General features: G+C 72.6%; 22 protein-coding genes. 13 read left to right on the top strand and 9 right to left on the bottom strand.

The window, feature by feature from the left end; genetic code table 11:
- Window positions 1–69: 69 nt before the first annotated feature.
- A complete protein-coding gene (locus tag ACH4S8_RS33515) occupies window positions 70–963 on the bottom strand; it encodes a LysR family transcriptional regulator (protein WP_398400845.1) in 894 nt (297 codons plus the stop codon).
- Between the two features lie 150 nt (window positions 964–1,113).
- Between ACH4S8_RS33515 and mgrA the strand changes: the two genes are divergently transcribed.
- The gene (gene mgrA / locus ACH4S8_RS33510; RefSeq protein WP_398400843.1) at window positions 1,114–2,106 is read left to right on the top strand and encodes an L-glyceraldehyde 3-phosphate reductase; all 993 of its coding nucleotides are present in this window, start codon (window positions 1,114–1,116) and stop codon (window positions 2,104–2,106) included.
- A gap of 210 nt (window positions 2,107–2,316) precedes the next feature.
- On the opposite strand, the gene ACH4S8_RS33505 is transcribed toward mgrA, so the two are convergent.
- Window positions 2,317–2,694, bottom strand: a complete 378-nt coding sequence (locus tag ACH4S8_RS33505) for a nuclear transport factor 2 family protein (RefSeq protein WP_398400841.1) — start codon at window positions 2,692–2,694, stop codon at window positions 2,317–2,319.
- A 356-nt stretch (window positions 2,695–3,050) separates the two neighbouring features.
- Here ACH4S8_RS33505 and ACH4S8_RS33500 point away from each other — a divergent pair, with 356 nt between their 5' ends.
- From ACH4S8_RS33500 to ACH4S8_RS33485, 4 genes are all read left to right on the top strand, one after another.
- A complete protein-coding gene (locus tag ACH4S8_RS33500; protein ID WP_398400839.1) occupies window positions 3,051–3,461 on the top strand; it encodes a hypothetical protein in 411 nt (136 codons plus the stop codon).
- 68 nt (window positions 3,462–3,529) lie between these two features.
- A complete protein-coding gene (locus tag ACH4S8_RS33495; protein ID WP_398400837.1) occupies window positions 3,530–5,872 on the top strand; it encodes an FHA domain-containing protein in 2,343 nt (780 codons plus the stop codon).
- A gap of 6 nt (window positions 5,873–5,878) precedes the next feature.
- Window positions 5,879–6,610 (top strand): hypothetical protein, encoded by a 732-nt coding sequence (locus ACH4S8_RS33490; protein WP_398400835.1) that lies wholly within the window; start codon window positions 5,879–5,881, stop codon window positions 6,608–6,610.
- Window positions 6,611–6,644: 34 nt separating this feature from the next.
- Window positions 6,645–7,643 carry a serine/threonine-protein kinase gene (locus ACH4S8_RS33485; protein ID WP_398400832.1) on the top strand — a complete coding sequence of 333 codons (999 nt, stop codon included), beginning with the start codon at window positions 6,645–6,647 and terminating at the stop codon, window positions 7,641–7,643.
- Window positions 7,644–7,679: 36 nt separating this feature from the next.
- Here the strand turns inward: ACH4S8_RS33485 and ACH4S8_RS33480 are convergent, their stop codons facing one another.
- Window positions 7,680–8,975, bottom strand: coding sequence for a streptophobe family protein (locus ACH4S8_RS33480; RefSeq protein WP_398400830.1), 1,296 nt, complete (start codon window positions 8,973–8,975; stop codon window positions 7,680–7,682).
- Between the two features lie 161 nt (window positions 8,976–9,136).
- Between ACH4S8_RS33480 and ACH4S8_RS33475 the strand changes: the two genes are divergently transcribed.
- Window positions 9,137–10,453: a DUF6777 domain-containing protein gene (locus tag ACH4S8_RS33475; RefSeq protein WP_398400828.1), complete on the top strand. Its 1,317-nt coding sequence runs from the start codon at window positions 9,137–9,139 to the stop codon at window positions 10,451–10,453.
- Between the two features lie 133 nt (window positions 10,454–10,586).
- Entirely contained in the window at window positions 10,587–11,063 is a 477-nt protein-coding gene (locus tag ACH4S8_RS33470; RefSeq protein WP_398400826.1) for a helix-turn-helix domain-containing protein, read from the top strand.
- Between the two features lie 27 nt (window positions 11,064–11,090).
- Here ACH4S8_RS33470 and ACH4S8_RS33465 read toward each other — a convergent pair whose 3' ends face one another.
- Together ACH4S8_RS33465 and ACH4S8_RS33460 are read right to left on the bottom strand one after the other, a co-directional pair.
- Complete coding sequence (locus tag ACH4S8_RS33465) at window positions 11,091–11,693, bottom strand: ClpP family protease (protein WP_398400824.1); 603 nt, start codon at window positions 11,691–11,693, stop codon at window positions 11,091–11,093.
- A gap of 1 nt (window position 11,694) precedes the next feature.
- Window positions 11,695–12,348 carry an ATP-dependent Clp protease proteolytic subunit gene (locus ACH4S8_RS33460; RefSeq protein WP_398400822.1) on the bottom strand — a complete coding sequence of 218 codons (654 nt, stop codon included), beginning with the start codon at window positions 12,346–12,348 and terminating at the stop codon, window positions 11,695–11,697.
- Window positions 12,349–12,928: 580 nt separating this feature from the next.
- On the opposite strand from ACH4S8_RS33460, the gene ACH4S8_RS33455 reads away from it, so the two are divergent.
- Window positions 12,929–13,411: a VOC family protein gene (locus tag ACH4S8_RS33455; protein ID WP_398400820.1), complete on the top strand. Its 483-nt coding sequence runs from the start codon at window positions 12,929–12,931 to the stop codon at window positions 13,409–13,411.
- A gap of 55 nt (window positions 13,412–13,466) precedes the next feature.
- Here ACH4S8_RS33455 and ACH4S8_RS33450 read toward each other — a convergent pair whose 3' ends face one another.
- Window positions 13,467–14,705: a PP2C family protein-serine/threonine phosphatase gene (locus tag ACH4S8_RS33450; RefSeq protein WP_398400818.1), complete on the bottom strand. Its 1,239-nt coding sequence runs from the start codon at window positions 14,703–14,705 to the stop codon at window positions 13,467–13,469.
- Between the two features lie 62 nt (window positions 14,706–14,767).
- Window positions 14,768–15,784: a zinc-binding alcohol dehydrogenase family protein gene (locus tag ACH4S8_RS33445; RefSeq protein WP_398401138.1), complete on the bottom strand. Its 1,017-nt coding sequence runs from the start codon at window positions 15,782–15,784 to the stop codon at window positions 14,768–14,770.
- 141 nt (window positions 15,785–15,925) lie between these two features.
- Between ACH4S8_RS33445 and ACH4S8_RS33440 the strand changes: the two genes are divergently transcribed.
- Both ACH4S8_RS33440 and ACH4S8_RS33435 read left to right on the top strand, forming a co-directional pair.
- Entirely contained in the window at window positions 15,926–16,723 is a 798-nt protein-coding gene (locus ACH4S8_RS33440; protein WP_398400816.1) for a VOC family protein, read from the top strand.
- 135 nt (window positions 16,724–16,858) lie between these two features.
- Window positions 16,859–17,566 (top strand): ribonuclease H, encoded by a 708-nt coding sequence (locus ACH4S8_RS33435; RefSeq protein WP_398400814.1) that lies wholly within the window; start codon window positions 16,859–16,861, stop codon window positions 17,564–17,566.
- 72 nt (window positions 17,567–17,638) lie between these two features.
- On the opposite strand, the gene ACH4S8_RS33430 is transcribed toward ACH4S8_RS33435, so the two are convergent.
- Entirely contained in the window at window positions 17,639–18,463 is an 825-nt protein-coding gene (locus ACH4S8_RS33430; RefSeq protein ID WP_398400812.1) for a tyrosinase family protein, read from the bottom strand.
- 33 nt (window positions 18,464–18,496) lie between these two features.
- Window positions 18,497–18,901 (bottom strand): tyrosinase cofactor, encoded by a 405-nt coding sequence (locus tag ACH4S8_RS33425; RefSeq protein ID WP_398400810.1) that lies wholly within the window; start codon window positions 18,899–18,901, stop codon window positions 18,497–18,499.
- Between the two features lie 338 nt (window positions 18,902–19,239).
- On the opposite strand from ACH4S8_RS33425, the gene ACH4S8_RS33420 reads away from it, so the two are divergent.
- From ACH4S8_RS33420 to ACH4S8_RS33410, 3 genes are all read left to right on the top strand, one after another.
- The gene (locus ACH4S8_RS33420) at window positions 19,240–20,442 is read left to right on the top strand and encodes an FAD-dependent monooxygenase (RefSeq protein ID WP_398400808.1); all 1,203 of its coding nucleotides are present in this window, start codon (window positions 19,240–19,242) and stop codon (window positions 20,440–20,442) included.
- A 143-nt stretch (window positions 20,443–20,585) separates the two neighbouring features.
- On the top strand, window positions 20,586–22,052 hold the full coding sequence (locus ACH4S8_RS33415) for an MFS transporter (protein ID WP_398400806.1): 1,467 nt from the start codon (window positions 20,586–20,588) through the stop codon (window positions 22,050–22,052).
- Between the two features lie 287 nt (window positions 22,053–22,339).
- Window positions 22,340–22,852: a TetR family transcriptional regulator gene (locus ACH4S8_RS33410; RefSeq protein WP_398401136.1), complete on the top strand. Its 513-nt coding sequence runs from the start codon at window positions 22,340–22,342 to the stop codon at window positions 22,850–22,852.

The following is a 22,852-nucleotide window of genomic DNA, read 5'->3' as shown; positions in this document are numbered from 1 at the left end:
CGCAACCGCGCGTCCCGAACGGTGCCGTGCACGCCGGGCTCCTCGCCGGGACCGCGGGGCGGGGACGGGTCAGGCGCCTTCCCGGGAGGCGTCGAGCAGCGTCATCAGGGCCCGTGCGGCCGGGCTCGTGGCCTCCACGGGCGGCAGCATCGCGACCGTCTCGTACGACCCCTCCGAAGCGCCCTTGAAGGCCAGCGCGGTGAGATCGCGGGCCTCCGGTTTGTGACCGAAGTGGCGGGGCACGACGGCGATCCCGAGGCCCTCGTGGACGAGCTCCAGCAGGCTGTGGACGTCGTTGACCTCCAGGGCCACCGTCCGCTGCACCCCCGCCGCCGCGAACGCCGCGTCGGTGGTGCGCCGCGGACCCCAGTCGGGATGGAAGTCGACGAAGGCCTCCTCGCCCAGCTCCTCGGGCGTGACCACGGCGGCCGTCGCGAGCGGGTGCTCCGGGTGGCAGAGCACCGTCATCGGCTCACTGGTCAGCGGGACCGACCGCAGATGCTCGGAGTCGGCACGGGTCCGCACCGCGAAGGCCAGGTCGAGACGGCCCGCCGCGACCTCCTCCGCCAGTGCCTCGGAACCCGCCTGGCGCAACCGGATCTCCACGTCCGGATGGCGCCGCCGGAACGCGGCGAGCAGCTGGGCCGAGTGCACGCCGGCGATGCACTGTTCGGTGCCGAGGGACAGAGTGCCGCGCAGCACGCCCTGCACGGCGGCCACCGCGTCGTGCGCGGAACGCACCTGGGCGAGGATCCGTTCCGCCTCGACGAACAGGGCGCGGCCCGCCTCCGTCAGGGTGACCCGGCGGGTCGTACGGACGAAGAGCGGCGCCTGGAGTTCCCGCTCCAGCGCGCGGATCGAGGACGAGAGGCCCGACTGCGACACCATCAGCCGCTCCGCCGCCCGGGTGAAGTGCCGGTCCTCGGCGACGGCGACGAAGTGCTGAAGATGACGCAGTTCCATGGGACGCAAGCGTAGGCGCCGGAGGAAGGGGACCCGCACCGATTGAGAGGCGGGATCGCTCAATGCCATCCGATCCTTCCGTTGGACCGCTGCCCGTGGGGCGCGCGAGAGTGGAGGCAGTTCGTTCCCCCGGCCTTCCAGGAGTACGCGTTGTACACCCCGCACCCCGACCGTTACGCGGACATGCCCTACCGGCGCACCGGGCGCAGCGGTCTGAAGCTCCCCGCGCTGTCGCTCGGCCTGTGGCACAACTTCGGCCCCGACCGGCCCGTGGACGTCCAGCGCGCCATCCTGCGCCGCGCCTTCGACCTCGGCGTCACCCACTTCGACCTGGCGAACAACTACGGCCCGCCGCCCGGCGCCGCCGAGTCCGCCCTCGGTGACGCCCTCAAGGTGGATTTCGCGCACCACCGCGACGAGCTGATCGTCTCGACCAAGGCCGGCTATCTGATGTGGCCGGGCCCGTACGGCGAATGGGGCTCGCGCAAGTACCTGCTGTCCTCGCTCGACCAGAGCCTGGGCCGGATGGGCCTCGACTACGTCGACATCTTCTACTCGCACCGCCCCGACCCGGAGACTCCCCTGGAGGAGACGATGGGAGCCCTGCACTCGGCGGTCCAGCAGGGCAAGGCGCTGTACGTCGGCGTCTCGAACTATTCGGCGGAGCAGACCCGTGAGGCCGCCCGGATCCTGGCCGACCTGGGCACCCCGCTGCTCATCCACCAGCCGCGCTACTCGATGCTCGACCGCCGCCCCGAGGACGAGGGCCTGCTGGACGCGCTCGACGAGCTCCAGGTGGGCTCCATCGCATACTCCCCGCTGGAGCAGGGCCTGCTCACCGGCCGCTACCTCAACGGCATCCCGGAGGACTCGCGGGCCGCGAGCGACAGCCCGTTCCTGAGCGCGGACACGGTCACCGACGATCTCGTGGGCCGGCTGCGGACCCTGGACGAGATCGCCAAGTCCCGCGGCCAGTCGCTGGCCCAGCTGGCGCTGGCTTGGGTGCTGCGCGGCGGCCGGGTCACCTCGGCCCTGGTCGGTGCCAGCAGCCCGCGGCAGCTGGAGGACAGCGTCGAGGCCATCGACAACCTGGACTTCACCGAGGACGAACTCGCCGGGATCGACGCGGTGACCAAGGCGTAGGACCTACGGCGCCCGGGGCGCGCGCCGAGCGCGCCGCGGGCGCCCGCCGCATTCCCGGGCGTCTGCCGCGGCCGCCCGCCAGGGTCTCTGACGCGTACCCCGTTCGCGTCAGAGACCCCGGTGCCTCGAGCCGGAAAGCGGTCCCGGCGTCCGCGCCCCGGCGCGTCGGGTCGGGCCGGGCGGCAGTTCGGGAACCCGCGCCCGGCCGTGTCAGGCCGGGACGCGGTCCAGGAATCCGTGCACGCTCCGGATCCGGCCCTCGCCGTCCAGGACGATCACGTCGAATCCCGCGACGGGCGCCGAGCCGTCCTTCTCGCCGACCAGTTCCCAGCCGAAGCGGGCGGTGTCGTGGTGGCCGTCGACCGCGCCCAGCGGACGGAAGGCGAAGCCGGGGAACTGCTCGCGCACGGAGGCGATCACGTCCGCGATCCCCTCGTGCCCGCGGACGTCGGTGAGCGGGTCGGTGTACGTGCCGTCCGCGGTCCAGGCGGCGGCCACCGCCTTCGTCAGGCTGTCCCGTCCGTCCGCGTTCCAGGCCTCGAAATAGCGGGCGACGGCGGTCTCGTAGCGGTCGGTGTTCGCGGACATGGTGAACCAGCCTCCATCGGGGAACGTATCCATGGTCAAGGTCCGTGTCCCGGGCCTGCATCGAGCCCCGGGACGCGTTACGACCACCCTGGCGGGCGCCGCGCGAAGCGTCGATTACCTCGCGGGTCATGCCACGGCCCGGGGCCGGGTTCGCCGCCGGTGCCATTTCGGCCAGTCGCGGCGGTGAATATGCCAAGAGACTGGCTGGATTCACATGGTGACAGTGTGTCAGTAGTGACGATACTCAATCAGTAGGGCAATTCAACCAAGCCCGTGCAATTGCACGGAGCAGTGCCCGGGAGCCGCAGGGAAAGCGAGGCCGGACCGGCGACGAGCGACGCCAATGGGGGAAGATCGTGCACGACGAATTCCTGTGCCACGTCACCGCGTACGGCATGTGCGGCGGTCAGCGAGTCGGCGTACCCCTCGGCACCTATCGCGCGCCGACCCTCGCGCTCGCCCTGTGGTGGATGCGGGACCGCGCGGCCTGGATGGCCGAACGGCTCGATCCGCAGCCCGAGGACCCCGCCTTTCCGCCCAACTCGATCGCGCCGGTGGGCGACGGCGTCCCCGACGTTCCGACGATGCTGCGCGCGTGGTGCGGTGACGCGGAGCAACAGGAGCTGGTCGCCGAGGAGTTGGCCGCGGGCAAGCTGGTGCGCGTCTCCACCAGTGACGACACCACCGAGTACGAACTGCTCGCGGAGTCCGTGGACGCGCTGCGCATGCACCGCACCGCCGCGGCGCTGGGCGTCTCCGCCGCCTGACCCTTCGCACGCCGTGGGCGCCGGGTGCTGATCAGGCGCGTACAGGGGCGAATCGCTAGAATTCTGGCATGGCAGAGAGGCCTGTCGCGGCAACCGCACCCGAGCTCGTCCTCGAAACCGAGACGGGCTCGACGGTGATGAGTCCAGATCACGATTACCACGTCGGGCGCGATCCGCTGTGCGACGTCGTGATCGACGACGTCCGGGTCTCGTGGCACCATGCGGTGCTGCGGCCCCATGCCGATCACTGGACGCTCGAGGACGAGAACAGCACGAACGGCACGTACGCCGACGGCCGCCGCGTCCACGAATGGGGCGTCGGGCCCGGCAGCGTGATCCGCTTCGGGAGTCCCGCCGACGGACCGCGCGCCGTCCTCGTGCGGCCCCCGCCACCTGCCGCGGAGCGCCCCTCGGCCGTCTCCGTGCCGGCCGCCACCGGCACGTTCAGACAGCCGACCACCGTACGGCCGCTGCCCTCCCGCACCGTCCGCATCGGCCGGGACCTCGACAACGACCTCGTCATCGACGACCTGATCGTCTCCCGCAGCCACGCCGAACTGCTGGCCCGGCCCGACGGGACGTACGAGATCGTCGACCTCGGCAGCCACAACGGCACGTTCCTCAACGGCCAGCCCGTCGAGCGCGCCCTGGTCACACCGGGTGACATCGTCGGCATCGGGCACTCCGCGTTCTGTCTCGTCGGCGACCAGCTGCAGGAGTACGTCGACAGCGGCGAGGTCTCCCTCGACGTGCAGGACCTCGTCGTCGAGGTGGACCAAGGTCGCAAGACATTGCTGGACCAGGTGTCCTTTCCCGTCGGCGAGAAATGTCTGCTCGCCGTCGTCGGTCCGAGCGGCGCGGGGAAGTCCACACTGCTGAACGCGCTCACCGGACAGCGGCCCGCCGACCACGGAACCGTGCTCTACGACGGCCGTGACCTCTACCGCGACTACGCCGAACTGCGCCAGCGCATCGGCCTCGTCCCGCAGGACGACATCCTGCACGCCCAGCTCACCGTCCGCCGGGCCCTGACCTATGCCGCCGAACTGCGCTTCCCGCAGGACACTGCGAAGGCGGAGCGCCTGGCGAGGGTGGACGAGGTGATCGGCGAGCTGGGCCTGGGGCAACGCGTCGACCAGCCCATCCACAGCCTGTCGGGCGGACAGCGCAAGCGCGTCAGCGTGGCCCTCGAACTGCTCACCAAGCCGTCCCTGCTCTTCCTGGACGAACCGACCTCCGGACTCGACCCGGGCATGGACCGCTCGGTGATGCACATGCTGCGCGACCTCGCCGACGACGGCCGCACCGTCATCGTGGTCACCCACAGCGTGCTCAGCCTGGACGTCTGCGACCGGCTCCTGGTCCTCGCCCCCGGCGGCAAGGTCGCCTACTACGGGCCGCCCGACGACACCCTGGCCTTCTTCGGCTACCGGCAGTGGCCCGAGGCGTTCGAGGCCTTCGAGCGCGACACGGACCGGGACTGGGCGGGGGAGTACCGGGACTCCCCGTTCCACCGTCAGTACATCGACAAGTCGACCTCGCAGCCGAGGATGCCGGACGCGGCCACGGGGGCACTCGTCGGACCGCCCCCGAAGGCCCAGAGCTGGGGCTCCCAGCTGCGCACCCTGGTCCGCCGCTACGCCGCCGCGCTCGGGGCCGACCGGACCTTCCTCGCCATCATGATCGCCCTGCCGTTCGTGATGGGCGCTATGGCGCGGGCGCTGGCGGGGGGCGAGCTGACCCGGGACTCGGCGATGAACGCGCTGCTCATCCTGTGCGTCGGCGGCGTGCTGACCGGCGCGGCCAACGCCGTGCGCGAACTCGTCAAGGAACGGACGATCTACCAGCGAGAACGGGCGGTCGGCCTGTCCAGATCGGCGTACCTGATGTCCAAGGTCGTCGTCCTCGGCACCATCACCGTGCTCCAGGCCGTCGTGCTCACCCTCGTCGCCCTGTTCGGCGTCGACCTCAACGCCCCCGGCGGCAAGGGCGTGCTGATGCCGCCGCTCCTGGAGATCACGCTCGCCGTGGCCCTGCTCGCCTTCACCGCGATGATGCTCGGCCTCCTCGTCTCCGCCGTGGTGCGCAAGGAGGAGGTGACGATGCCGCTGCTGGTGCTGCTGGCCATCGTCCAGGTGGTGTTCTGCGGCGCCCTGCTGAAACTGCACGGAGTGCCCGGCCTCGAACAGCTGTCCTGGCTCGTGCCCTCCCGCTGGGCCCTGGGCGCCATGGCCGGGACCGTCGGCCTCGCCCGGATCCTGCCCGGCGACCTGACCGGCGACCCGATGTTCCGGCACTCGACCGGTGTGTGGCTGATCAACATGGGCATGCTCGTGGTGCTCTCCGTCGTCTTCGGCTGGCTGGTCGCCCGGCTGCTGCGACGGCACGAGCCCGCGGTCATGCGGAAGTAGCCGCCGATGACGACCCCCGGCTTCCGCCCGACGCACGTCGTTCCGCAGGACGGGCTGCCCGCCTGGGAGTCGCCGGACCCGTCCCGGCCCACTGTGCCCCTGGACGCGCTCCTGCCGGTCGAACTCGTCGACCGGCTCGGGGACTGGGGACGCGTCGTGTGCGCGAACGGCTGGTCGGCCTGGGTCGACGGCCGTCTGCTGATCGCCGTACCGCAGGTACCGCCGGTGGCGACCCGGCCGCTCGCCCGCACGGCCGATCCGCGCCCGCTGCTGGCCCGCGTCGAGCAGGCGCTCACCGCCTACCGGCAGGCGGCGGAGGAACTGGCGTCCGGGCGGCTGGAGGCCGAGGCGTTCCGGGCCCGTACGCAGGGCAGCCGGGTCGGTGTGGTCGTCGACGGCGAGTCGATGTGGCTGTACGACGGCGAGCACGAGCGATGGGTCTACTGCGACGGAACCCGGCTGAGCACCTTCGCGGCCGGGAGCACCCCGTCGACCACGCCACGCGAGACGCCGCACCGGCCGGAGGACCGGGAGCCGTCGCGGGACGGGGCGCAGGAGCCGGACCGGGCGCCGGAACCGAGCGGGACGCGGGGACCGGACACGGCGCGCGGACGCCAGGCGGAGCCGACGCGGATCGTACGGGAATCCGCGCCCGGCGGGCCCCCCGAGGGTCCTCCCGGTGGGCACGAGCCCACCCGCCTGGTCACCTTCGACGGCGACGACCGGGGCGAGGACTGATGTGCGGCGCGCGGCACGAGCGGGGTGACGGCTGATGGGCGAGGGGTCCGGGCCGGACAGCAGCCCGTTCTCGGGGCGGCCCTCCGAGCTGATCGGACGGCAGATCGCGGGGTACCGGATCGAGCGGGAGATCGGCCGCGGCGGGATGGCCGTCGTCTACCAGGCCAAGGACCTGCGGCTGGACCGCACGGTCGCGCTCAAGCTCCTCGCCCCGGAACTCGCCCGCAACGACACCTTCCGCGGCCGTTTCACGCACGAGTCACGGGTGGCCGCCGCGATCGACCACCCGCACATCGTGCCCGTCTTCGAGGCGGGCGAGACGGACGGCGTCCTCTACATCGCCATGCGCTACGTCGCCGGACGCGACCTGCGTCATCTCCTGGACCGCGAGGGACCCCTGACGGTCACCGTGGCCGGCCGGATCGGCATCCAGGTCGCCTCCGCGCTCGACGCCGCCCACGACCACGGACTCGTGCACCGGGACGTGAAACCCGGCAACATCCTGGTCGCCCAGGGCACCGACAGCGACCACCCCGAACACGTCTACCTCACGGACTTCGGACTGACCAAGAAGTCCCTGTCGCTGACCGGGTTCACGACCGTCGGACAGTTCGTCGGCACGCTCGACTACGTGGCGCCGGAGCAGATCTCCGGCAAGCCGGTCGACGGCCGCTGCGACGTCTACAGCCTCGCCTGCGTCGTCTACGAGATGATGGCCGGCCGGCCGCCCTTCCGGCGCGACGACGACATGGCACTCCTCTGGGCCCACCAGTACGACCAGCCGCCGGCCCTGAGCACCGTGCGCCCCGACATCCCGGACGGGGTCGACGCCGTCCTCGCCAAGGCGCTCTCCAAGAGCCCCGACGACCGGTACGACTCGTGCCTGGCCTTCGTCGGCGCGCTGCGGATCGCCGCACGCGGCGCGGCGGCCGGGGGCGGCCACGGGGCGGGCACGCAGGCCGGGGCGGTGCCGGGCGGTCCGGGGCCCGTGCCGGAGCCGCCCGTCTGGGCCCGGCCGGTGTTCCGGCACTGAGGCGGGTGTTCCGGCGCCGGGGCGACGGCGCCCCCGTCAGCCGTCCGGGCCGATCTCCCCCCTGCGCCGGACTGCCTTGGCCAGAAGGGCGCCCAGGAAACCTGTGGCCAGCCCCCACAGCACGGCGAGGCCCAGGGCGCCCCACACCTGGGGCTTCAGGAACAGCTCCCCCTTCAGACCGCCGCCGATGTCGCCGAGACCGAGGATCGACAGACCGTAGTGCGCCGAGAGCCGGCCGAGCAGGCAGATCATGAGCACCGTCAGCGCCAGCGCGACCGCCAGGTGGACGGCGTGCTGCCAGGTCCGCGTCCGGGCCGGTGAGCGGGCCGCCATCAGGAAGGCCGCTCCGAGCAGCAGCACGGCGTCGACGACCACCAGCCACCAGATCCTGCCGTCGTAGTCGGCGAGCGAGCCGAGGTTGAGCGCGGACACGTCCGGGGTGCGCAGCACCTCGTCGAGCACATGGGGCATCGGCAGTCCGAAGGGTCCGTCCACACGCCCGTTCCAGGTGGCGCCGAGCCCGATGGTGAACGCGAGCCAGACGACATTGGGCAGACCGAGGAGCATCACGGCGAACGTCTCGGACGGATGCCCGCGGGTCGCCGCCACCACCAGTCCGATGACCACACCGAGGCCGACGCAGGTGAGCAGCAGGACCACCATGGCGTACGCGGCCGGTCGCACCGATTCCTGGAAGCGCAGCAGCCGGGCGGGGAGCGGCGCGCCCCGCGAGACCAGCAGGGCGATGACGAACACACCCGCGAGCCACAGCACCCCGAAGACCAGGGTCGGTGCCATGGCCGCCTTGAAACCGACTTCGGGCGTTGCGCCGAACAGGTCGCCGATGGCGCCGATGGTGCCGTTCCCGAGGTCGACGGTGAAGTTCTGCCGGGCCGCGAGCGCGAGCCCGATCAGGACGAGCAGCCACAGGACGGCGAGCCGTCCGGCCCAGCCGGCCAGTTCACCCGCCCCGGCGACGGCGCGATGCCGCAGCGGCCGCAGGAATCCCGCGCCCAGCACCAGTGCCCCGGTCAGGGTCACCGACAGCGGAATCACCGTCAGGCCCGCCTTCGTCTCGGCGATGGCTCCCGCGTCGCCGGTCAACTCGATGGTGCCGCCGACCGCCGTGACGAGGGTGGCCGCGACCACCCGCGGATAGGCGTTGTCGGGGAGGTCGGTGGCGCCGGACGCCCACAGGCCGAGCGCGGCGACCACCCCCATGAGGACCAGACCGGCCAGTACGGCCACGAGTGCCTGGAGCCAGCCGTGACGGGCGGGCTGACGTGCACCGCTGCTGTCGGCCGGATGGGCGGACGGTGTCGGGGGGCTCACGCTGCCACGCTAAGCAGCACCGGCACCGTCCGCCCTTCGGGAGGGCCGACCGCGTCGGCTTGCGGGTACCGCCGGGCCGGGGCACACAATGGGGCGTTGTGGAAGAAAGCGGCGCACCGCGTATCGGTGTAGCGGCATCCCTCCACCGGGAGGAAGAGCTCGTGAGCGTCGAACCACCGTCCTCCGGCCGTCCCACCGGACCGCCTTCGGGCCCGCTGTCGGGTCCGTCGCAGCCGAGCCCGACCCAGCCCGTGAACGTTCCGCCCGCCGGACCGCCGAGCGGCGCGTCCGGCGCGGGAAGCGGCCCGGGCGGTGGGGGAGGCGGCGGAACGGGCGGTGGGGGCACGGGCGGCGGTCCCGCGGGGCCCGGCGGCGGAGCGGCCGGACCGGGACAGCCGGGCGGCGGACCCGAACGGCCCTGGTGGCGGTCGGCGCCGCGGGTCGCGCTGATCACCGGTGTCGTGGCGGCGGCGGTGATCCTCGGACTCGTCTTCACGAACAACGGAGGCGGGGCCAAGAACACCGGCAGCGAGGTCTTCCTGCAGTCCGCGGACAAGGCTGGGCCCGACCCGTTCACCGAGTCGACCGCCAACGACACGTCCGCCGCACCGACGGACCCCGCGACCCCGGCCACGTCGGCACCCGCCAACGCGACCGTCGCCGTGAGCGGCAACGCGCCCGGTCTCTACGGCGGCACCCGCGACGTGTCCAGCTGCGACGTGGAGAAGCAGATCAGCGTGCTGGGGGCGGACCCGGCGAAGAACAAGGCCTTCGCCTCGGTCGAGGGCATCAAGCCGGACGCGGTCCCCGCGTATCTGCGCTCCCTGACCCCCGTACAACTGCGCCTGGACACGCGCGTCACCAACCACGGCTACCGCAACGGCGCGCCCACCAGCTTCCAGGCGGTCCTGCAGACCGGCACCGCCGTTCTCGTGGACTCCCGCGGTGTGCCCCGGGTGCGTTGCGCGTGCGGCAACCCGCTCCTTCCGCCGGTCGCGCAGAAGGGCACCCCCAAGGCGACGGGCGACTCGTGGCCCGCGTACCGCTCGAAGGACGTCGTGGTCGTGGCGCCCTCGACGACCGTCATCAACGTGTTCGTCCTCTACGACCCCGAGAACAAGGAGTGGATCGCCCGGCACCGGGGCAACGACGTGCACAAGGACAAGAAGACGCACCCCCCGGTGAACCCCTCGCCCTCGGCCAGCGTCTCGGGTTCCGCCTCGCCGTGCTCCTCGCCCGGTGAGACGCAGTCGGCCTCCACGAGCCCGTGCCCGTCGACCTCCACCTCGGCCTCGGCCTCGTCGTCGTCCGAGAGTTCGTCCCCGTCGTCGTCCTCCTCCGAACCGTCCTCCTCCGCGCCGTCCTCGGTGGCACCGGAGTCCCCCTCCAGCGAACCGCCGTCGTCCGAGTCCCAGGCGCCCCCGGCGTCCGGCCCGGCCTCCTCCGAGGGCTCTTCCCCTGCGGCCCCCGCTTCGTGAGGAGCCGTCACCGCGCGGGACCGGAGGTCCGGCGCGGTCCGCGGCCGTCGGCGTCCGGTCCCTGTCCGGTCGCTTCACCGAGAGCGCAACGCCGGTCCCTTCCCCCGCGGCCCGGCGCTCCTAGGCTGGAGGGGTGAGCGACCACGTGACGGACGAAGCCCGTGTCATCCCCCTGCGCCCCGCGGGGTCGGAGCCTTCCCGGACGCCGTCGGCGTCCGGGACCCCGGCCCGCGCGCCGAGGCCGCCGGTGCTCGCCCCGCGCCGGGGACCCGAGGCCCCGGCTCCCAGGGGCAAGGAGCCGTTGTGGCGCGACCTGGTCGGCGACGTCCTGCGGCGCGAGCGGCTGGCCCAGGAACGCACGCTCAAGGACGTGGCCGACGCGGCCCGTATCTCCATGCCCTACCTCTCCGAGGTGGAGCGCGGCCGCAAGGAGGCCTCCTCCGAGGTCCTCGCCGCGGCCGCGCGTGCCCTGGGGCTGGGACTGACCGAACTGCTGTCGCTGGCCCAGCGGGAGCTGACCCGGCACACCCGGGCCGAGCCCCTGCGGAGCCGTTCCGCGCCGGCCCCGTCCCCGGCCTCGCGGTACGACGGCATGTGCCTCGCCGCCTGACGCCGGCCCGTCCCCGGCTCGCCGGGGTCAGACCACGGCGAGCCGACGGCTGAGGATCTCGTCCGCGAGCCCGTACTCCACCGCCTCCCGCGCCGTGAAGATCTTGTCGCGGTCCATGTCCGCCCGCAGCGTGGCGACGTCGTGGTGGGTGTGCCGGGACAGGACCTCCTCGACCTGCGAGCGGATCCGCAGCATCTCCTTGGCCTGGAGGCTCAGGTCCGACACCGTGCCCTGCCGGCCGCCGCTGGCCGGCTGGCCGAGCAGCACGCGCGCGTGCTCCAGGACGAAGCGCCGCCCGGGATCGCCCCCGGCCAGCAGCACGGCGGCCGTGGAGGCGGCCTGTCCGACGCAGAACGTCGAGATCGGCGCCTGGACGAAGCTCATCGTGTCGTAGATGGCCATCAGCGAAGTGAACGATCCCCCGGGCGAGTTGATGTAGATCGCGATCTCGCTCTCCGGGCCGGACGACTCCAGATGGAGGAGTTGCGCGATGACGACGTTGGCGACGCCGTCGTCGATCTCCGTGCCGAGGAAGATGATCCGCTCGGAGAGCAGCCGGCTGAAGACGTCGTACGACCGCTCGCCCTGCGGGGTCCGCTCGACGACGTTCGGAATCGTGTACGTACCCATGTCAGAGCCCCGCCCGTCGCCGTGCCGCGGCCGGGCGGACGTCGGTGAGCGACTCCACGACCCGGTCCACCATGCCGTACTCCCTGGCCTGCTCCGCCGTGAACCAGCGGTCGCGGTCACCGTCCCTGGAGATCGTCTCCTCGCTCTGGCCGGTGTGCTCCGCGGTGATCCGTTCGATGGCCCGCTTGGTGAACTCGTGGTTCTGCGCCTGGATCTCGATGTCGGCGGTGGTGCCGCCGATGCCCGCGGACGGCTGGTGCATCATGATCCGGGCGTTCGGCAGCGCGAAGCGCTTGCCGCGCGTGCCCACGCTGAGCAGGAACTGCCCCATGCTCGCGGCGAATCCCATCGCGAGGGTGGAGACGTCGTTGGGGATCAGCCGCATGGTGTCGTAGATGGCGAGCCCGGCCGTCACCGAACCGCCCGGACTGTTGATGTACAGGCTGATGTCGGCGCGCGCGTCCTCGGCGGACAGCAGGAGCAGTTGGGCGCACACCCGGTTCGCGGAGACCTCGTCGACCTGGGTGCCCAGGAAGACGATCCGCTGGGCGAGCAACTGCGCGGCGAGGTGGTCGTCGTAGCGGGTCACGGGGGTGTCGCCCTCCTCGGCCCACGCTGTGCGGGCCGGATGCCGGCCGGTGATGAGGGGAGTCATGGTTCCTCCTGGTCGTGACGCGGCGGGCGTCGCCGCTGACTCCACTGTCGGCCCGCGGGAGGCGCCGGAACGGATTTCTCGGCCCGCGGCAGATTCGCTGTCGGCAGAGCCGTCGGGCGGCCGTGCGGAGTCGACGGAAGAACGCCCGGATGTCCGGGACCGGCGGATCCTGGTCGACGGCGTCCTCGGGACGGCCTCGCGAGTCCGTCCACTGTCCGAACTTCTCGGTGATCCGGGCGAGTTGACCGACCGGCGAGTCCATGAGGGCGTACGCGGGCGTCTGCGGCCGCGTTCACGCCCGTGCGGGTCGGCACGGCCGGTTCCCCGGCGGTCGGCTCGGTGACGGCGGACGGACCCGGCAGCAGGCTGAGGCGGCCGCCGGTCACCCGGTCGGGACACACCCGCCCGAGCCCACCCGACACGGCCCCCGCCCGGTGCCGCTCGTCGTGCGGGGCGGGGGCACGGCCCTCGGGGGACGGTCCGGGACGTCTCGCGTGAGGTCGTGCGCGCGCGGCCGATGAGTTTTCGGACGAGGATCGGTCGACAGAGGTGACGACGATGTCCGCCCGAGGAGGTACACATGCCCGCCGACGGTTTCACCACCTGTCTGTGGTTCGACGGCCAGGCCGAGGAGGCCGCCCACTACTACGTCTCGATCTTCAAGAACTCCCGGCTCGGCCGGGTCGGCCGCTACACCGAGGCCGGGCCCGGGACCCCCGGTTCCGTGCTGGCCGTCGAGTTCGTGGCCAACGGACAGAAGTTCGTCGCGGTCAACGGAGGCCCGCAGTTCACCTTCGACGAGGCGATCTCGTTCCAGATCCACTGCTACGGCCAGGAAGAGGTGGACCACTACTGGAACAGGTTCGTCGAGGACGGCGGCGAGGCGGGTCCCTGCGGCTGGCTGAAGGACAAGTACGGGCTGTCCTGGCAGGTCGTCCCGGACGGGCTCATCGAGCTGCTCGGCGACGCGGACACGGAGAAGGCGGCCCGTACGGCCCAGGCGATGTACAAGATGACGAAGCTGGACATGGCGGCCCTGGAACGGGCGCACGCGGGGGAGTGACCGCCGCCCGGTGCCGGGGCGCTTCAGGCCGGGGTCGCGCGGCCGGTACCGGGCACTAGGCCGGGTGGTCGCGCGGGCGGATCCGTGCCGCCAGGACCGCCACGTCGTCCTCCGCGTGCCGGGCGTCGAGCGCGACGAGCACCTCGTCGAGCAGGTCGTCGACCCCGGCACCCGGCGGCAGGCGCAGCGCCGCCAGCCGTGCCAGCGACGCGTCGATGTCCTCGCCGCGCCGCTCGACGAGACCGTCGGTGAACATCACCAGGGTGTCGTCGGGGGAGAGCGCGCGGACCACCTGCTGGTAGCCGCCCACCCCGGTGCCCAGCGGCGGCCCCACCGGCAGCGGCAGCAGTTCGCCGGATCCGTCACCGGCGAACACCACCGGGGGCAGATGCCCGGCGCCCGCGATCACCGCGGTGCCGCGTGCCGGGTCGACCCGTACGAGCAGACACGTGGCCGGACGCCGGGTGCCGTCCTCGGCGACCGCCGAGTCCAGACGGCGCAGCACCCGGTGGGGCGGAAGATCCGTGGAGGCGACGTAGCGCAGCATCGAGCGGTACGCGGTCATGTCCACGGCGGCGTCCAGACCGTGGCCCATCACGTCGCCCACGACGAGCAGGGTCCGCCCGAAGTGCAGCCGTACGGTCTCGAACCAGTCCCCGCCCACGAGGGCCCCGCCGCCCGCCGGGAGATAGCGGGTGGCGAGGTCGAGGTTGGGATGCGGCCGGCCCGGTGCGGCGAGCAGCGCCCGCTGGAGGTCCAGGACCGTGCCGCGCAGGGACGCGTGCCGTCGGGAGTGGCCGAGGTGCACGGCCGCGAGCCGGGCCGCGTGCCGCGCGAGGGACAGGTCGGTGCCGGTGAACGGCGCTCGCCGCCGGACGGCGAGCAGCACCCCGTACCGGTGCCCCCGTGCGAGCAGCGGCACCGCCATGACCTGCCGGGGGGTCCGGGCGGACAGGCCGATCGGGACGGCGATCGGGCGGCCCTCGTCGAGCGCCCGGTCGGACAGGGGGCGCGGGCCGTCCGGCGGGGTGAGCAGCGGGGTGCGGCCGGCCGCGGCCACGCGCGTGAACCCCGGGTCCGGGGAGCGGCGGCCGGCCGCCGCGTCCGGGGACAGCAGGTCCACCGCCGCGGTCTCGCAGAAGTGCCGGCACGCGAACGCCGCGAGTTCCTCGCAGGTCGTCCCTTCGTCGAGCGTCGTGCCGATGGACTCGACGGCGTCCGCCAGGGCGTCGGACGGCGTCCCCGTACCCGCCGTCCCCGCACCCGCCGTTCCGTCACCGCCCCGGCCCGCCATCGCACCTCCAGCGCAGCACCCGCCTGGGTCCATCCACGCACGGGGGTGGTCCGGCCGCATGCTCAGCCCCGCGGCGGATACTCGTTCACCAGCACCGCCGCCCCGTCGAAGCGGCCCGCCTCCAGGTCCCGCAGGGCCTGCGGTGCCTGCTCCAGCGGATAGGCGTGCGTCGTGGCCCGGATACCGTGCCGGGCGGCGAGCGCCAGGAACTCTCTGCCGTCCTCGCGCGTGTTGGCGGTGACGCTGCGCAGTTCCTTCTCGTAGAACAGGTCGCTCTCGTAGCGGAGCGGCGGGACGTCGCTCAGATGGATGCCGGCGACGGACAGGACGCCGCCCCGGTCCAGCGCCCGCAGGGCGACCGGGACGAGATCACCGGCCGGCGCGAAGAGGATCGCGCTGTCCAGCGGCTCGGGCGGATCGTCGTACGTCCCGCCGGCGGACGCCGCCCCGAGGCCGAGCGCCAGCCGTCGCGCGGCCGGATCGCGGGTCAGCACGTGCACGGTGGCGCCCTCGGCGAGTGCGAGCTGCGCGCAGAGGTGGGCGCTGCCGCCGAAGCCGTACAGACCGAGACGGCCGCCCGGCGGCAGCGCGGCCCTGCGCAGCGCCCGGTAGCCGATGATGCCCGCGCACAGCAGGGGGGCCAGGGCGACGTCGTCCACGCCGTCGGGCAGCCGGTAGGCGAAGGCCGCCGGAACGGTCGTGTACTCCGCGTAACCGCCGTCGGCGTCCCAGCCGGTGTACTCGGAGGCCGGGCAGAGGTTCTCCGAGCCGCGCCGGCAGTATCCGCAGGTGCCGTCGGTACGGCGCAGCCAGGGCACCCCCACCCGGTCGCCCGCGGTGAAGCCGCTCACCGCGCGGCCGGCCGCCGCCACCACCCCCACGGCCTCGTGCCCCGGCGTCACGCGAGGGCAGTGCACGGGCAGGTCGCCCTCGGCGACATGCAGGTCGGTGCGGCACACCCCGCAGGCGCGGACGTGCACCAGGAGTTCGTCGGGGCCGGGCGTCGGCACCGGTCTCTCCACGAGGCGCAGCGGCTCCCCGTCGACCGGCCCCGGCCGGATCACTTCCCACGCCCGCATCATCCCGTGCCCCGTCCCGTCGTCGGCCAGGTCGGTCCGTTCTCCAGTGTCGGTCAGGCCCCGCGGTTCGGCGCGCGGCCCGGGTGAAGGCTGGCTAGCGTGAACAGCGCAACCGTTCACCGGACAGGAGAAGGTCGGGTCATGGCCGTACAGCCTGAAGGAACGCCCTGCTGGGCGGACGCGATGTTCAGCGATGTCGAGGGAGCCAAGAGCTTCTACGGAGACGTGCTCGGCTGGACGTTCGGCGAGTCGTCCTCGGAGTACGGGAACTACACCCAGGCCTTCTCGAACGGCAAGGCGGTGGCCGCCGTCGTGCCGCCGATGCCGGGGCAGGAGGGCCAGTCCGCCTGGTGCCTGTACTTCGCCTCGTCCGACGCCGCCGCGACCGCCGAGAAGATCAGGAGCCAGGGCGGTGAGGTGCTGATGGAGCCGATGCAGGTCGGGGAGTTCGGCACCATGGCGCTGGCCCGGGACCCCGCCGGGGCCGTTTTCGGCGTCTGGCAGGCGGGCGTCCACGAGGGCTTCGATTCGACCGGTGAGCCCGGCGCGTACGCCTGGGCGGAGGTCTTCACCCGTGAGCCGGACAAGTCCGACGGGTTCTTCCCGGCCGTCTTCCCCTTCACGGCCCAGCAGGTGCAGGACGACAACGTCGACTTCCGCGTCTTCAGCATCGGCGGGAACCCGGTGCTCGGCCGGATGAGGATGACGGACGACTTCCCGCCCGAGGTGCCGTCGTACGTCAACGTCTACTTCTCCGTCGAGAACTGCGACGAGGCCGTGGCCAGGGCGACCGCGCGGGGCGCGGTGCTGCGCTTCGGGCCGATGGACAGTCCCTTCGGCAGGTTCGCCGCGCTGAGCGACCCCCAGGGGGCGGCGTTCTCCGTGATCGACATGAAGTCGACCCAGGGTGAGATGCCCGGGATGACGGACGTGTCCTGACGCTCTCCCGCGGTGGCCGCCCCGCCGGTGACAGGCGGGGCGGCCACCGTGCTCGGCCCGTTCCGGGCCGTGCCGGGCCCCTCGAAGCCGCCCCCGGTCCCGTGCCCGTGCGCGGTGCCCTCGCCGGGGCGTGGCATGATCGGGGACATGCCTGAACGCGTTGTTGCCGCCTGTGACGGGGCTTCGAAGGGAAACCCGGGACCCGCCGGATGGGCCTGGGTCGTTGCCGACGGGGACGAGGCCCCGACCCGCTGGGAGGCGGGACCGCTCGGCACGGCGACCAACAACGTCGCCGAACTGACCGCGCTGGAGCGCCTGTTGACGGCCGTCGCGCCCGATGTGCCGCTGGAGATCCGGATGGACTCCCAGTACGCGATGAAGGCCGTCACGACCTGGCTGCCGGGCTGGAAGCGCAAGGGCTGGAAGACGGCCGCGGGCAAGCCCGTCGCCAACCAGGAACTGGTCGCCCGGATCGACGAACTCCTCACCGGCCGTACGGTGGAGTTCCGTTACGTCCCCGCCCACCAGGTCGACGGCGACCGGCTGAACGACTTCGCCGACCGTGCCGCCAGCCAGGCCGCGGTGGTGCAGCAGCCCGCGGGCAGCGACCTCGGTTCCCCGGAGCCGCCCGCCTCCCCCGACACCCCGGTCGCCTCGGGCGCCGCCCGGCGCCGTCCCGCCGCGAAGGCGTCCCGGCCGGGCACGTCCGGCCGCACCATCAAGGCCAAGTTCAACGGCCGTTGTGTGTGCGGTCGTTCGTACGCCGCGGGCGAGCCCATCGCCAAGAACGCTCAGGGCTGGGGCCACCCGGAGTGCCGGAGCGAGGCGCAGGGCGGAGCCTGATCCCCACCGGTCCGGCGGCCGCGGGAGCCGGCCGTCGGCCCCCGCGGCCGCCGGTCACGGGCGGGGCCGGGATCAGACGGTGTCGAACGTGTAGAACGCGGTGTGGTCGAGCAGATCGGCCGGCCGGGTGTCGTTCCACGGCTTCATCGTCTCGCCGAGGTCGACGACGTCCGGGGTGCCCCCGGTCGGGACATAGCCGGAGCCGGGGTGACGGCGCTGCCACTGGGCCCACAGCCTGTCTATGAAGGCGTGGTGGAGCCAGAACACCGGATCGTTGGGGGAGACGCCGGTGCCCATCTGGCCGCCCACCCACACGTGCACCCGGTTGTGGAGGTTGACGCCCCGCCAGCCCTCGAGGTGATTGCGGAAGCCGTCCGAGGCGCTGTTCCAGGGAGCCATGTCGTACGTCGTCATGGCGAGCACGGAGTCCACCTCGGCACGTGTCGGCAGTTCCCGCACCCCGCTGCCCAGCGACCTGCGCAGGTAAGTACGGCTGTCGACGCGGACGTTGATCGGCCAGTTGCCGGTGGAGGCGGCGAACGGGCCGTCCATCACCCGGCCGTCCAGGCTGCGTCCGGTGCCGCCGAGGAAGTCGGGCGCCCACAGCGACGCCCGCGCGGTGCGGTCGGTGCTCCAGTCCCAGTAGGGCAGCGCGACCGAGGGGTCGACGGCCTGCAGGGCCCGCTCGAACTCCAGGAGGAATCTGCGGTGCCAGGGCAGGAACGACGGTGAACGGTGGCCCGTCCGCTCGCCGTTGTCGGTGTCGCCGAGGATGAACGCGTTGTGCGTGGTGACGAAGGTGTCGTACGTGCCGCTGCGCTTGAGCTGCAGCAGCGCGTCGACGAATCGCCGCTTCTCGTCGGCGGTCAGGCTCGCCTGGTTCTTGCGTACGGTCATGTGCGGGACTCCACGATCTGCTTGCGGGGTGGTTCAGTTGGCGGCGAAGGGCACGAGCGGCGCCCCCTGCAGCTCCACGACGGCGGCGCGTGCCGCGTCGCGCGGGGTGGGCACAGGGGCGTAGTGGCTGACGACGCTGATCCAGCTGCCGTCGGCGTTGCTCATCACGTGCAGCTCCGCGCCGTCGATGAACACGGCGTATCCGGCGCCGTGATGGTGGCCGCCCCCGGTGACCGGGCGGCCTTCTATGCGGCGCCCCCGGAACACCTCGTCGAAGGGTTCCGGGCCGCCGTGGTGGTGCTCGCCCATGGACTCCCGTGCGGCGGCCGGCCCGTTCGGCGAGGCGGACGCCGAGGGTGAGGCGAGGGCCTGGGCACCTGCGCCCGCGGCGAGCGCGGCGACGGCCCCGAGGGCGCGGCGGCGAGTGAGCTCCGGCATGCGGAGACCTCCTGTGATCAGCTGTGTTGATGACCGGATATGCCTATCGGGTCGTCAGACAGTGGGAGAAATCGCCGAATGTCGGTTGGCTGCGATCCGGACAATCGCGTATATGTCGTGCAGGGTTGAACGAAGATGATCTTGCTGTCCCGGATGCCCGCGGTGCGGTCGCGGGCGAAGATCTTCCGGCGGGAGGGCCTCGCGTCGATGATCTTGCGGTGGCCGCCGCCGTCCCGTGGCGCGGCTCACGTCCGTGATCTGGCGTGAACCGCAGGTGCGGCACCCGCTGCTACTCTTCGTGTTCAATTGACCGCAATGTGCAACATAGGGGAGTGCGCGTGAAGATCGCGTGCGTCGGTGGCGGACCCGCAAGCCTGTACTTCTCGATCCTGATGAAGCTCCAGGACCCGTCCCATGACATCACCGTCCATGAGAGGAACCCGGCCGGATCGACGTACGGCTGGGGCGTGACCTACTGGGCGGCCCTGTTCGACAAACTGCGCGAGGGCGACCCCGCGTCCGCGCTCGCCGTCAGCGAGAACTCGGTGAGCTGGAGTGACGGCGTCGCCCATGTCGGCGCCCGCACCACCGTGGCCCCGGGGGACGAGGGATTCGGCATCGGCCGCCGCCGGATGCTCGACCTGCTCGCCGAGCGGGCCCGGTCCCTGGGGGTCCGTGTCGAGTACGAGAGCGAGATCACGGCCGACGCCCTGCCCGAAGCGGACCTCGTCGTCGCCGGGGACGGGGTCAACAGCGCCCTGCGCGAGCGTCACGCCGGCCACTTCGGCACCGAGATCGGCCACGGGCGCAACCACTACATCTGGCTCGGCACGACCAAGGTCTTCGACTCGTTCACCTTCTCCTTCGTGGAGACGGACCACGGCTGGATCTGGTGCTACGCCTACCGGTTCGCGGACGACCGGAGCACCCTCGTCATCGAGTGCTCACCGCGGACCTGGACCGGCCTCGGCCTCGACACGGCCGGCGAGGCCGAGGGTCTCGCGCTGCTGGAGAAGCTCTTCGCGGACCTGCTGAAGGGGCACGGGCTGATCGGCCGGGCGCAGCCGGACGGCGCCGCCCAGTGGCTCACCTTCCGCACCCTGACCAACCGGACCTGGCACCGGGGCAACCTCGTCCTGCTCGGCGACGCCGCCCACACGACGCACTACTCGATCGGCGCCGGCACCACCCTCGCCCTGGAGGACGCCATCTCCCTCGCGCGCGCACTGCGCGAGCACGCGGACCTCGAAACCGCCCTCACCCGTTACGGGCGGGAGCGCAGGGCCGAGCTCCTGCCGGTGCAGAGCGCGGCCCGCCACAGCGCCCAGTGGTACGAGAACCTGCCCCGCTACATCGGCCTCCCGCCGGCGCAGATGTTCGCCCTGCTGGGGCAGCGTCACTCGCCGCTGCTGCCGTACGTCCCGCCGCAGCTCTACTACCGGATCGACCGCGTGGCCGGCCGGCTGGAGGCGCTGCGCCGCTTCAAGCGCTGGCTCGGACCGAAGATCGCCCGCAGTGCACAGGCCCGCGTGCGGCGGTAGCCGTACCGGCGGGTGCGCGTGGAGCGGACCGTACTGACCGCTGCCCGAGGAGAGGACCGTACCGGCGGGTGCGCGTGGAGCGGACCCCACTTGGGGTGAATGACAATTCACCGCTATGGTGAATTGTCATTCACCTCTTTTTCATGCCTACTTCTGGAGTGCCGATGGCGGCCCTGCGCGAGCGGCTCGCGATACCTGTCCTGGCGTTCGGCGGGATCCTCATGGCCGTCATGCAGACGGTGGTCGTCCCGTTGCTGCCCGATCTGCCCCGGCTCACCGGCGCCTCGGCGGGCGCGGTCTCCTGGATGGTGACCGCGACCCTCCTCGCCGGAGCGGTGCTCACCCCGGTCCTGGGCCGCGCGGGAGACATGTACGGCAAGCGGCGCGTGCTGCTCATGGCCCTCGGGATGATGACGGTCGGCTCGCTGATGTGCGCGCTCACCTCCCACATCGGCGTCCTGATCGTGGCGCGGGCGCTGCAGGGCGCGGCCGCCGCCGTGGTCCCGCTGTCGATCAGCATCCTGCGCGACGAACTGCCGCCGGAGCGCACGGGTTCCGCCGTCGCACTGATGAGCTCCACCGTCGGCATCGGCGCCGCCCTCGGCCTCCCGCTCGCCGCCCTCGTGGTGCAGTACGCCAACTGGCACGTCATGTTCTGGGCGACGACCGCGCTCGGCGTCTTCGGGACGGCACTGGCCTGGTGGGCGGTGCGCGAGTCGCCCGTACGGGAACCGGGCCGCTTCGACACCCTGGGCGCGCTGGGCCTGGCCGCCGGACTGGTGTGTCTGCTCCTCGCCGTGTCCCAGGGCGGCACCTGGGGCTGGAACAGCCCGAGGATCCTCGGCCTGTTCGCCGGCTGCGCCGCGATCCTCACGCTGTGGTGGCGGCAGCAGCTGCGCACCGAGCGCCCGCTCGTCGACCTGAAGCTGGCCGCCCGTCCGCGGGTCGCCCTGCCGCACGTCGCCGCGCTGCTGACCGGGTTCTCCTTCTACGGAAACTCGCTGGTCACGGCACAGCTGGTGCAGGCGCCCAAGGCCACCGGGTACGGGCTCGGCCTGTCCATCGTGGCCACCGGTCTGTGCCTGCTGCCCGGCGGGGTGACGATGCTGCTGCTCTCGCCCGTCTCGGCGCGCATATCGGCGGCCCGTGGCCCCCGGATCACCCTGGCCCTCGGCACGGCGATCATCGCCTCCGGCTACGTCCTGCGGATCGCCGACAGCCGCGACCTGTGGGCGATCATCCTGGGCGCCACGGTCTGCTCGATCGGCACGACCTTCGCCTACTCCGCCCTGCCCACCCTGATCCTGCGCGCCGTGCCCGCCGGGCAGACCGCCTCGGCCAACGGCGTCAACGTCCTGATGCGCACCATCGGGCAGGCCGTGTGCAGTGCCGCCGTGGCCGCCGTGCTCGTGCACCACACGAGCCTCGTCTCGGGTGCCCCGGTGCCGACCCTGCACGGCTATCTGCTGGCCTTCGTCATGGCGGGTACCGTCGCACTGGTGGCCTGTGCCGCCGCACTGTCGATACCCACCGATCCCGCCTCCCGCGAGACCCCGCGAACCGGCCGTCCCACGGGCGCACCCCGCGACGAGGCCCTCGAAGGAGCTTGAGCACCGTGACCAGCCCGCACTCCGGTCTCACGGCGTCCTCGGGGACGCACGAACAGCCGGCCGACGCGTCTCCGCCGCACCGGGAGCCGGAGACGCGGCCCGCCCCGCACGGGGAGCCGGAGACGGGGTCCGCCCCGCACGGGGAGCCGGAGACGGGGTCCGCCCCGCACGGGGAGCCGGAGACGGGGTCCGCCCCGCACGGGGAGCCGGAGACGCGGCCCGCCCCGCACGGGGAGCCGGAGACGGGGTCCGCCCCGCGCCGTGACGCCGAGGCGAGCAAGGCGGCGATCCTGCGCGCGGCCCGGTATCTGCTGGCCCGGCACGCGCACGCGGACATCACCCTGAAGGCGGTCGCCGACCGGGCCGGGGTGAGCGCGCCGCTGATCCTCAAGTACTTCGGCAACAAGGACGCGCTGTTCGCCCGCGTCATGTCCTTCGAGTCCGACGCCGACGCCCTGCTGGACGCCCCGCTGGAGGAGCTCGGCCGGCACATGGTGCGCCATCTGCTCGAAGGCCAGACCCGGCGCGGCGCCGACCCCGTCCTGCGGATCGTCTTCGCCCCCCTGCAGGGGGAACAGGGCGAGACGCTGCGGGCCAACTTCCGCGCCCAGGTCAGCGACCGTCTCGCCGGGCGGCTGAGCGGTCCGGACGCGGGGCTGCGCGCCGAACTCGCCGTGAGCACCCTGCTCGGCCTCGGCGTGATGTACGGGATCGCGCGGGGTTCGCATCTGCGCGCCACCTCGGTCGACGACATCGTCGACCGCTACGCGCCGGCGGTGCAGGCCCAGCTCGCGCCGTGA

The sequence above is a fragment of the Streptomyces sp. NPDC021080 genome (assembly GCF_044333225.1).
Lineage (GTDB): Bacteria > Actinomycetota > Actinomycetes > Streptomycetales > Streptomycetaceae > Streptomyces.
Note: the sequence above shows the minus strand (reverse complement) of the source record. Positions and strands in the feature narration are given on the sequence as shown.